Raw genomic sequence first — 8,368 nt, forward strand, 5'->3', positions numbered from 1 at the left:
GAAGAGCCGTGTGCGGTAATACTGCACGCACGGTTCTGTGAGGAGTGAGGCACAAATACAAAAAAGACTGGATTTGTGTTCCCACTTACTCGACCTGATGCGTGGGATAGGTGAGACGTGAGCAGGAGTTTTACGCTGAGGAGTACGAAAATCGTAGGCGGCTTGCCCATTGACGTACAAACTCAGAGGGGCATCAACTAAGACCAAAGGAATCACGTTGAGCCGAATGGCGAATCGATGATAGCTTATCATAGGGAGATGACCTGAAGCTTGATAGCAGGTAGCTGCAAGGAGTTATGAGGTTCACCACCCAACCCGCTGCCCGTGAGTACTGTAGCGAAGACCAACCCAAAACGCCAACTATGTATAAAGCAACAATGTCTACGATAACAGCCTATATTTTTTAAACAGTGAGATGATAATGATTGTAAGAGCATTAAGATAGTTATAGGTTTTTGATATTAACGGGCGCTTTAGTTACAAACGTAATAAATACTTATGAATAGTTTCATAAATATTAATATTTGTTAAACAAATTATGACAAACTCCACCACGAATTTACAAAACCTTTACAATTACTTAAAACGTCATTAATACTCAAGAGTTATTCTATTACTCGTAGGACAAAACAAAAAACACTCTTTAGGGGGAATATGGTAATGAAAAAATTTAAGAGTTTAGTATTATTCTTGGTATTAGGATTTTTAGTAGTATTCTCAGCTGCATGTGGCAGTGGGGCATCTACACAAGAGGATACAAATACTGGTTCAGATGATAAGAAAACAGAAAAAGAAGAAGCTGCTTTAGAAGGAAGCGTAGTAATTGATGGCTCTGGTACAGTTTATCCTTTCATGTCAAAAATGGCGGAAAACTACATGACAGAAAATGAAGAGGTTTCTGTAGAAGTAAGCCGCGCAGGTACTTCTGCTGGTTTTGAAAAGTTCCTTGTAGAGGAAAACGGAACTGATTTTAATGATGCATCACGTGAAATTAAAGATGAAGAAGTTGCTAAAGCTGAAGAATTAGGTATTGAGTACAAAGAATTCCAAGTTGCACTTGATGGCTTAACATTCGTTATTAACAAAGATAATGACTGGGCAACTGAAATGACTCAAGAAGAAGTAGTAAAGATTTTCCTAGCTGAAGGCGGAGTAACAAAATGGTCTGATATTAACCCAGAATGGCCAGCTGAGGAAATTAAACCAATGGGTCCTAACGAAAACCATGGTACAAACGAATTTATGTTTGAAACAATTATGGAAGAAAAAGACTTTGTTGACAGTGTTAACTTACAACAAGAATACTCTACACTTGTAGATCTTGTTTCAAAGGATAAAAATGCAATTGCATTCTTTGGATATGGTTACTACGAAAGTAATAAAGATAAGCTAAATGCTGTAAGTGTTGATTTTGGTAATGGTCCAGTTGCTCCAAGTTTAGATACAATCGGTTTAGATGACGCTGCTGGTTATAAAGCATTCACTCGCCCAGTATTTACATATTTAAATGTTGGGATGGCAAAAGAAAAGCCACAAGTTCTTGATTATGCAATCTACACGATGGAAAACGCTCAAACTGTAGCATCTGAAACTGGATTTGCACCATTAAAAGATGATGTAATTCAAGAATCTATTAGCTACCTTGAAGGATTAAAATAATCATCCTAATTGCTTTTTTCAAAATGTAAGAAGATGAGGAGTAGATGAGAAGTTTAGCTTCTCATCTACTCTTATATTACCTCTAATATAAAATCTACTAAATTTTTCACCTCTAATAAACCTTGGAGGATGAAAGGGGTTTTCGATCTTGGATAATAAAGTAAGCATACGTGACATGATAGAAAAAAAGAGAAGCTCTACTAATCTAACTTCTGTCACAGAAAAAATTATTCCTAAATTTTTATTAACTATTGCCGCAATTTCGATTTTAACAACTCTCGGTATTGTTATTACACTTTTGACAGAAACAATTAATTTTTTCAAAGATGTTCCATTTCTAGATTTTTATTCAGGAACAATATTAAAACCATTAGGTGATGAGGCACAATTTGGAGTATTACCATTACTAATGGGGACAATTTATTCATCTGTTATTGCTATGTTTGTTGCCATACCTATAGGTTTAATGGCTGCTATATTTCTAAGTGAATATGCATCTGATAAAGTTCGGAGAATATTAAAGCCAATCCTTGAAATTTTGGCAGGTATTCCAACTATCGTATATGGTTTCTTTGCATATACATTTGTAACACCATTATTAAGATCATTTATTCCAGGCTTAGATCCAACAAATATTCTAAGTCCAGGAATTGTTATGGGTATCATGATAATACCAATGGTAGCTTCACTATCTGAGGATGCGATGAGTTCAGTTCCTAACTCAATGCGTGAAGGTGCTCTAGCTCTAGGTTCAACTAAACTTGAGGTTACTTGGAAAGTCGTTATTCCAGCAGCTATGTCTGGTGTAATTGCCTCATTTGTCTTAGGAATTTCACGTGCTATTGGTGAAACAATGATCGTTGCAATTGCAAGTGGTAGTAATAAGAACTTCACTTTTGACCTTACACAATCAATGCAAACGATGACTGCATACATCGTTGAAGTAACAGGAGGAGAAGCTCCAGCTGGTTCAACTATATACTACAGTCTATACGCTGTAGCAATGACATTATTTGTATTCACACTAATTATGAATCTCATTGCTCAGTATATTTCTCGTAAATATAGGGAGGAGTATTAATTATGAGATATGTAGATGTTGAACAAGTAGAGAAGAAGATGGGGTCACGGTTGTTAACAAATAATACAGCAAAAGCAATATTCTTTTTAGCGACGCTGTTTGGGATTGTTGTGTTATTAACATTAATTTATAGAGTATTTTCAGATAGTCTTGGCTGGATTGATTTTCAATTTATTACAAGTAAATTATCAACAACTGCAGAGCGAGCAGGAATCATGGGTGCAATTGCAGGTACATTATGGTTAATGGTAGTTGTTGCTCCTGTTACAATGTTCTTAGGGGTAGGTACAGCTATCTACTTGGAAGAGTATGCAAAGAATGGAAAATTAAAATCTATTATTCAAACGAATATTTCTAACTTAGCCGGTGTTCCATCTGTTGTTTTCGGTATCTTAGGATTGACTGTATTCGTACGTAGCTTCGAATTAGGAAATATTGTTTTAGCAGGTGGTCTAACCATGTCCTTACTAGTCCTACCGATCGTAGTAGTAGCAAGTCAGGAAGCTATTCGTGCTGTACCACAGTACCTAAGAGAGGCTTCATATGGTATGGGTGCAACTAAGTGGCAAACAATTAAAAACATTGTATTACCAGCAGCACTTCCTGGTATTTTAACAGGTCTAATCTTATCACTTTCCAGAGCTATAGGTGAAACAGCTCCACTTGTTGTTATTGGTATTCCAGCATTACTAATTCCACTTCCAGATGGAATTTTTGATAAGTTTACAGTTTTACCAATGCAAATTTATTATTGGACTGTTGACTCAGCACTTGTTGCGGAGTACGCAAACTTGGCTGCAGCTACAATTGTTGTTCTTTTAATTGTTCTATTCTTAATGAATTCAATTGCAATCTATATTAGAAATAAGTTTCAAAATAGATTTTAATTTCTGGGGGTTTTTAAACTATGGCAGTTATAACAGATAAAAAAAATATTAATGTAACGACTTTGAATAAAGAAGAAAAGCAAGTGTCAGCGAAAAGTGTTGTTTATAATACAAAAGACTTAAACCTATGGTACGGTGATGACCATGCATTAAAAAATATAAACCTTTCAATATATGAAAATGAAGTAACTGCAATCATCGGTCCATCTGGTTGTGGGAAATCTACTTTTATTAAAACGTTAAACAGAATGGTTGAATTAATCCCTGTCGTTCGTATTTCAGGTGATATCCGTTATAGGGAAAGCAGCATATTAGAAAAAAGTTATAAAGTAGAAGCTTTAAGAACACGTGTAGGCATGGTTTTCCAAAAACCAAATCCATTCCCTAAATCAATATATGATAATATTGCGTATGGACCTAAAATACATGGAATAAAAGATAAAAAGATTCTGGATGAAATTGTCGAGAGAAGTTTACGCGGTGCAGCAATTTGGGATGAGGTTAAAGACCGATTAAAGGAAAATGCGTACGGACTTTCTGGTGGACAACAACAGCGTTTATGTATTGCGCGATGCCTAGCTATAGAGCCGGATGTTATCTTAATGGATGAACCAACATCAGCACTTGACCCGATCTCAACATTAAAAGTAGAAGAGTTAATTCAAGACTTAAAAAAAGACTACAGTATTATTATCGTTACTCATAATATGCAACAAGCGGCTCGTATATCAGATAAAACAGCATTTTTCTTAAATGGGGAAGTTGTTGAATTTGATGAAACAGATAAAATTTTTGCAAATCCAAATGATAAAAGAACAGAAGATTATATAACTGGTCGATTCGGTTAATATACAAAAAATCGTGCATCTTGGACATGCACGATTTTTTGTATATATAATTTTTCGCTTTGCGGGCAGATAAAAATTAATTGAATTTAGGAGGTAATGAATATTAGTATTAGAGGGCGTTTCGAAATTGATCAAAAAAGATTGAGAGATAAGTTAATTGAAATAGGTAGTTTAACAGAGGCAGCTCTTAGTAAATCCATCCATGCATTAGAAAAGCAAAATATTGAAGAGGCATTGCGTGTTATTAGTGAGGACTCTAGAATTGATGATTTGGATGAGGAAATAAATGACTTAGCTATTATCCTTATTGCAAAACAACAACCTGTTGCGATTGACTTAAGGCGTATTATAGTGACAATAAGAATAGCTAGTGATATTGAAAGAATGGCAGATTTTGCTGTGAATATAGCGAAGTCTACAATTAGGATTGGAGATGAGCCTTTAGTTAAACCGATTATACATATTAAAAAAATGCATAAGATAGCTACAGAGATGCTTTCACTTTCTCTTAAAGCCTTTTGTGACGAAGATATTGTTTTAGCGAAGCAAGTCGCAGATATGGATGACCAGGTGGATGATTTATATGGTGAAACCATTATAGAAATCCTCGAACTAATGGAAACGAAAAAAAACTATTCACAACAATTAATTCAGCTATTATTTATTTGTCGATATATTGAGAGAACCGCTGACCATACAACGAATATTTCTGAAAGTATTATGTACCTTGTAAAAGGTCAACGGTATGATTTAAATAGCTAGAATAAATAAGTGTTATTATATTATTCATCAAAAAAATAAGCCAATCGTGTATATTACACGTTGGCTCAATTTTTGTTTCATTATTTTGTAATTGCTTGTGCAAGTTGATTATAATCCATACCTTTTTTCACTTCAAATGTACCTAATTGTACTCTTTGATGATAATTGTTTTTGATTAGGAATTGGGAGAATTCAAACGAATCTTCAATAATTCCGTTTTGTTCAAGTAAATCCGAAACTGCACTTGTTGTCATGCCTTCAGATATTGTTAATGTATATTTCTTCTCTTCTTCTTTTTTCTCCGGTGCTTCTTCTTGAGGAGGAGTTTCTTCCTTAGCTGGAGTTTCCGCTTGAGGAGGAGTCTCTTCCTTAGCAGGTGTACTATTTTCTTTTGGTGTTTCTGCTGGTTCCTTTTCTTGGTTAGCTGTATCTTTCGTTGCTAAGTATTCTTCATACTCTACAGTATCTATAGACATTTTTCCCTTTTCAGTTAAAAAGGTATCTACTTCTTTTTCAGTAATTTCTTTTTTAGTATTATCTGTTTGTTTATCTGATAGATAGTAAGTAACGCCAAGTAGTGAGGTAGCCACAATCATTCCTGCTGCAAATGCTTGAACACGTGCTTTACTCATGTTAATGCCCTCTCATTCTCATTAACAATTGCACGTACTTCTTTAACAGTAGTACTTTCAGATAATGCAATAGCTTCTAGAGACATACCTTGGCGATACTTAGCGAGAATACGTGACGAATTAACTTGATTGTCTTGATTGTCGGCTGTTGTGTCATCTTTTAATGGAGCGTCAGTTTGTAACAGCTCTTCTTCAACAACCCTCATTTTCTTCTTAAGTTTATAAATTTCCTGCATCGCTGACAATTGTAAATGGTCGAGTTCTTGTTCAAGTTCCTTTACGTTGTCACGTTGGAAAAACGAGATACCTAGGAGCACGATGCTTATGATAAATAAAATAATAATCATCACATTCATATATTATCACCTTCTTAGATTATTTCCCTTTAATCTTTATAACATAATTTTCGTTCTTTAAACAGTACTTTTTCACAATCTGTAGGTTTTTGCCGAAATTTAACGACTGGACAATCAAGTATTCATCTTTCGCACATGATATGATAGATATAATAGAAAAGGAGAGACTTAGAAATGAAACATACTGAACAACATCCATATATATTTCGAGGTAATTCTCCAAATTATGAGGATCATTTAGAAATAATTTCTTATCCAAATGCTCTTCTCATTTCCTGGAGTATCTCACCTAGCACATCGGAATTGCTATCTAGCTTATTAGAAGAAGATAAAGATGATTTATATAAAAGAATTATTATTAATTTTACTGACAATACCGAGTCTAAAATATATCCTATCAATAGAGCTAAAGGTGTACTGTCAATTAACTATTCAAATCATATTGCGAATTGTGAGTTTATCATATGTAATTCGCAAAATGTAGATATTGTTATAGCTAGAAAACTAGTTAGGAGAACGAAACAATCTAGTCAACAATTACTAAAGGATTGGCAGAGTATATTTTCTGCGTATACTGTCTATGAATAAAGTTGAGACTATAAGAAAGACAACTGAAATCACGGTTCTACTTTTAACAACTGAATATTCGGAATCTCTTATCGGCGGTTTAGGAAGACATGTGAGCGATTTAATTAATATAGGAAGTAATGCAGTCAAATATATTGTAGTTACACCGTCTTTAACAGGAACCGAGACATATACTTATCATCATGGCGCACATATATTTCGGCTCGTTTCGTACCATCAAAATTCATCTGATTTCTTTGAGCACTTGCTAAATTTAAACTTTCGATATATTAAATTTATAAGTAACGAACTAAACCTCCATTACGATATTATACACGTCCACGATTGGTTAACAGGAATTTCTGGAATTGAGATAAAGAAAATGGCAGGTAAACCATTACTTGCGACAATACACTCAACAGAAAAGGAGAGAAAGCTAGGAGAATGTTCGCCATTAATTGAAAAAATTACGAAGTATGAGAACAAACTAATAAGTCAGGCAGATTATATTATTGTTTGTAGTCACTATATGAAAGATTTAATAGAAAGCAGACACGATAATATTGAAGTAATCCCGAATGGAGTAATTCCTGCCAATTATAAAATAACGATAAATCAAATTAGTCATATAAAAAAGTTGCAGCTGCAGAAACCATATCTACTAGCAATGGGAAGGTTAGTAAAGGAAAAGGGATTTCATCTATTAATTGAAGCATATGCTGACCTTGCTAATGAATATATAGATTATAAACTTATTATAGCTGGAGACGGACCCTACTATAATCAGCTTGTTCAATTAACAAAAGATCTCCATATACAAGATAGGGTGATGTTCACTGGCTTTGTTAATGGGACAGAAAGAAATATTTTATTGAATAACTGTAAATTATTGGTTGTACCTAGCTTATATGAACCATTTGGTATAATCTCATTAGAAGGTATGGCTGTCTCAAAACCAGTTATGGCGTTTAACGTTGGTGGCCTATCAGAGGTCTTAAGTGAAAACAAAGGGATTTTAATAAATGATTTGTCTAAATATGCACTAAATGAAAAATTAAAAGATTTTCTAAAGAATCCTGATGCTTATAACGACATAATATTGAATGGATATGAGGCAGTACATAATGTATATCATATAAAACAAACTATTAAAAAAACAGTATTGGTATATAAAAAGCTGCTTAAATTATCATATCATTAGATGACATTGTTAAAATAAATGAAAATGATGTGGAATTTGTTCGATAAAAGTGATATTATATTAAAGTCTGATTTGTTATAAGTTTTTTATGTTTGGAGGGAAAGAAACATGCGTGTAAATATTACATTAGCTTGCACTGATTGTGGCGATCGTAACTATATTTCTAAAAAGAATAAACGTAATAATCCAGATCGTCTTGAGCTTAAAAAATATTGCTCAAGAGAGAAAAAAATGACTCTACATCGCGAAACAAAGTAACAGTAGGAGGTTATCCTACTGTTTTTTTATTGTTTAGCGTACAATGTCAAATACTTTTTTCAAGTTTTTGGGCAACTCAAACACACTTACTGTAGTTTCCTAATTCTACCAGTAACA

10 protein-coding genes are annotated in these 8,368 nt (G+C 33.9%); 8 read left to right on the forward strand and 2 right to left on the reverse strand.

What is annotated here, in order from left to right; genetic code table 11:
* Nucleotides 1-660: 660 nt before the first annotated feature.
* The 5 genes from J2S19_RS23340 (at nucleotide 661) to phoU (ending at nucleotide 5,237) form a co-directional block, all read left to right on the forward strand.
* Complete coding sequence (locus J2S19_RS23340; RefSeq protein WP_307347217.1) at nucleotides 661-1,659, forward strand: PstS family phosphate ABC transporter substrate-binding protein; 999 nt, start codon at nucleotides 661-663, stop codon at nucleotides 1,657-1,659.
* 175 nt (nucleotides 1,660-1,834) lie between these two features.
* A complete protein-coding gene (gene pstC, locus J2S19_RS23345; protein ID WP_307347239.1) occupies nucleotides 1,835-2,740 on the forward strand; it encodes a phosphate ABC transporter permease subunit PstC in 906 nt (301 codons plus the stop codon).
* A 2-nt stretch (nucleotides 2,741-2,742) separates the two neighbouring features.
* Nucleotides 2,743-3,627, forward strand: coding sequence for a phosphate ABC transporter permease PstA (pstA, locus tag J2S19_RS23350; protein ID WP_307347220.1), 885 nt, complete (start codon nucleotides 2,743-2,745; stop codon nucleotides 3,625-3,627).
* A gap of 20 nt (nucleotides 3,628-3,647) precedes the next feature.
* Nucleotides 3,648-4,475 carry a phosphate ABC transporter ATP-binding protein PstB gene (pstB, locus tag J2S19_RS23355; RefSeq protein ID WP_307347223.1) on the forward strand — a complete coding sequence of 276 codons (828 nt, stop codon included), beginning with the start codon at nucleotides 3,648-3,650 and terminating at the stop codon, nucleotides 4,473-4,475.
* 96 nt (nucleotides 4,476-4,571) lie between these two features.
* A complete protein-coding gene (gene phoU / locus J2S19_RS23360; RefSeq protein ID WP_370875196.1) occupies nucleotides 4,572-5,237 on the forward strand; it encodes a phosphate signaling complex protein PhoU in 666 nt (221 codons plus the stop codon).
* An 80-nt stretch (nucleotides 5,238-5,317) separates the two neighbouring features.
* On the opposite strand, the gene J2S19_RS23365 is transcribed toward phoU, so the two are convergent.
* Nucleotides 5,318-5,869: a hypothetical protein gene (locus tag J2S19_RS23365; RefSeq protein WP_307347225.1), complete on the reverse strand. Its 552-nt coding sequence runs from the start codon at nucleotides 5,867-5,869 to the stop codon at nucleotides 5,318-5,320.
* Nucleotides 5,866-6,225: a hypothetical protein gene (locus tag J2S19_RS23370; protein ID WP_307347228.1), complete on the reverse strand. Its 360-nt coding sequence runs from the start codon at nucleotides 6,223-6,225 to the stop codon at nucleotides 5,866-5,868. Before J2S19_RS23370 ends, J2S19_RS23365 begins: the two co-directional genes overlap by 4 nt.
* 174 nt (nucleotides 6,226-6,399) lie before the next feature.
* Here J2S19_RS23370 and J2S19_RS23375 point away from each other — a divergent pair, with 174 nt between their 5' ends.
* From J2S19_RS23375 to rpmG, 3 genes are all read left to right on the forward strand, one after another.
* Nucleotides 6,400-6,813 (forward strand): hypothetical protein, encoded by a 414-nt coding sequence (locus J2S19_RS23375; protein WP_307347232.1) that lies wholly within the window; start codon nucleotides 6,400-6,402, stop codon nucleotides 6,811-6,813.
* Nucleotides 6,806-7,993 (forward strand): glycosyltransferase family 4 protein, encoded by a 1,188-nt coding sequence (locus tag J2S19_RS23380; RefSeq protein ID WP_307347234.1) that lies wholly within the window; start codon nucleotides 6,806-6,808, stop codon nucleotides 7,991-7,993. Before J2S19_RS23375 ends, J2S19_RS23380 begins: the two co-directional genes overlap by 8 nt.
* 108 nt (nucleotides 7,994-8,101) lie before the next feature.
* A complete protein-coding gene (gene rpmG / locus J2S19_RS23385; protein ID WP_136353196.1) occupies nucleotides 8,102-8,251 on the forward strand; it encodes a 50S ribosomal protein L33 in 150 nt (49 codons plus the stop codon).
* Nucleotides 8,252-8,368: the final 117 nt, after the last annotated feature.

It is taken from the genome of Metabacillus malikii, from assembly GCF_030813355.1.
GTDB lineage: Bacteria > Bacillota > Bacilli > Bacillales > Bacillaceae > Metabacillus > Metabacillus malikii.

Coding starts and splice junctions, on each gene's coding strand:
- J2S19_RS23380 (WP_307347234.1), top strand. CDS start 6,806: ATGAATAAAGTTGAGACTATAAGAAAGACAACTGAAATCACGGTTCTA.
- J2S19_RS23365 (WP_307347225.1), bottom strand. CDS start 5,869: ATGAGTAAAGCACGTGTTCAAGCATTTGCAGCAGGAATGATTGTGGCT.
- rpmG (WP_136353196.1), top strand. CDS start 8,102: ATGCGTGTAAATATTACATTAGCTTGCACTGATTGTGGCGATCGTAAC.
- J2S19_RS23375 (WP_307347232.1), top strand. CDS start 6,400: ATGAAACATACTGAACAACATCCATATATATTTCGAGGTAATTCTCCA.
- phoU (WP_370875196.1), top strand. CDS start 4,572: ATGAATATTAGTATTAGAGGGCGTTTCGAAATTGATCAAAAAAGATTG.
- J2S19_RS23370 (WP_307347228.1), bottom strand. CDS start 6,225: ATGAATGTGATGATTATTATTTTATTTATCATAAGCATCGTGCTCCTA.
- pstC (WP_307347239.1), top strand. CDS start 1,835: ATGATAGAAAAAAAGAGAAGCTCTACTAATCTAACTTCTGTCACAGAA.
- pstB (WP_307347223.1), top strand. CDS start 3,648: ATGGCAGTTATAACAGATAAAAAAAATATTAATGTAACGACTTTGAAT.
- J2S19_RS23340 (WP_307347217.1), top strand. CDS start 661: ATGAAAAAATTTAAGAGTTTAGTATTATTCTTGGTATTAGGATTTTTA.
- pstA (WP_307347220.1), top strand. CDS start 2,743: ATGAGATATGTAGATGTTGAACAAGTAGAGAAGAAGATGGGGTCACGG.